The organism is Cupriavidus sp. UYPR2.512 (assembly GCF_000379565.1).
Taxonomy (GTDB): domain Bacteria; phylum Pseudomonadota; class Gammaproteobacteria; order Burkholderiales; family Burkholderiaceae; genus Cupriavidus.
The window spans coordinates 1-1,346 of the sequence record NZ_KB903105.1; the positions used below are offsets into that span (position 1 = coordinate 1).

The 1,346-nt window shown below is 62.5% G+C and carries 1 protein-coding gene; it reads right to left on the reverse strand.

Annotated features, from left to right (window positions below):
- Window positions 1-96: 96 nt before the first annotated feature.
- Window positions 97-1,032, reverse strand: coding sequence for a cation diffusion facilitator family transporter (locus A3A5_RS0122430; RefSeq protein ID WP_157637281.1), 936 nt, complete (start codon window positions 1,030-1,032; stop codon window positions 97-99).
- Window positions 1,033-1,346 lie beyond the last annotated feature (314 nt).

Consider the following 1,346-nt stretch of genomic DNA (forward strand, 5'->3'; position numbering starts at 1 on the left):
CAGCGTATGCTGCAGAAAGGCCGCATATAAAGCTGCAACCTATCCTGTCGAATCAGAACACAAGAAAACCTGGCGCATCGGGGGCGTTCATATAATCTATTCTGTCGCGGGGGTGCCGGCGACGTATACCGGGTCGACGTGGGTCATCACGTTGAGCACGTGATGGTGCTCCAGCGTGCGGCGCCGGGCATCGACGGCGATCGCATGGCCTTGCGCTACGGTCAGCGTGGCGTCGATTTCAAGGTGGACATCAACCAGCACCTGGTCACCCATCTTGCGCGTGCGCATGTCGTGCAGACCCCGCACGCCGGGCGTGGCGAGCATGGTACGGAGGATCGCTTCGACCGTTTCTTCGTCGGCGGCACGGTCCATCAGGTCATTGAGTGCGTCCCAGCCGAAGCGCAGCCCCATGCGCGCCACCATTAGCCCCACCACGATCGCCGCGATCGGGTCGAGGCTGTGATAGCCAAGCAGGTTGCCGCCGATGCCAAGCGCCACCACCAGCGACGACGCCGCATCCGAGCGCGCATGCCAGGCGTTTGCCACCAGCATGCTCGAACGCACCCGCCGCGCCACCGCCAGCATGTAGCGGAACAGCAGTTCCTTGGAGGCCAGCGCGACCAGCGCTACCCAAAGTGCTACCGGCTGAACCAGCTGTGCCCCGGCCGGATGCTGCAGCTTCCCCAGCGCCGCCCACAGCATACCCGCCGCCACCGTCAGCAGCAGTACACCCAGGGCCAGCGACGCCGCGGTCTCGAAGCGCAGGTGGCCGTACTGGTGATCGGCATCCGGGTCCTTGCGGCTTTGCCATCCGGCGGCCAGCACGACAAAGTCCGAAAGCAGGTCGGACAGCGAATGTGCGGCGTCGGCAATCAGCGCCTGCGAGCCCGAGATCACGCCCGCGACGGCCTGCACAGCGGTCAGGCCAATATTGACGGCCACGCTGACCAGCGTGCTGCGCCAGCCGGCGCGGTGGCGCGCCGGGGCGTCGGCCGGGCTCCCGGCGCCGTTTTCGGGTAGTTCGGGACGCATCTGCGTGGATTCCGATTTCATCGCGCGACTATAGCCAAAGCGGCGGGATGTAGATCATCCCGTCCAGGCGGCTACGAAAAAAAGGGCCTGCTCATTGGGCAGGTTCTCGACTTCCAGGAAATGGATTAGATCAATATTTCTTCTGCGAGTTCTCAATCACCCTCGCTTTCCTCAACCCGTTGTTCAGACTGCCTTCGCAGCCTTCTGAAGGGACGACGACCTAGTCTTACTGTGTCATAAATGTGCCATACTATAAACTTCTTGGCACAGTTCATGAAGAGCGATGAGCGCGAGCGAGCGATTTGAGCAATACA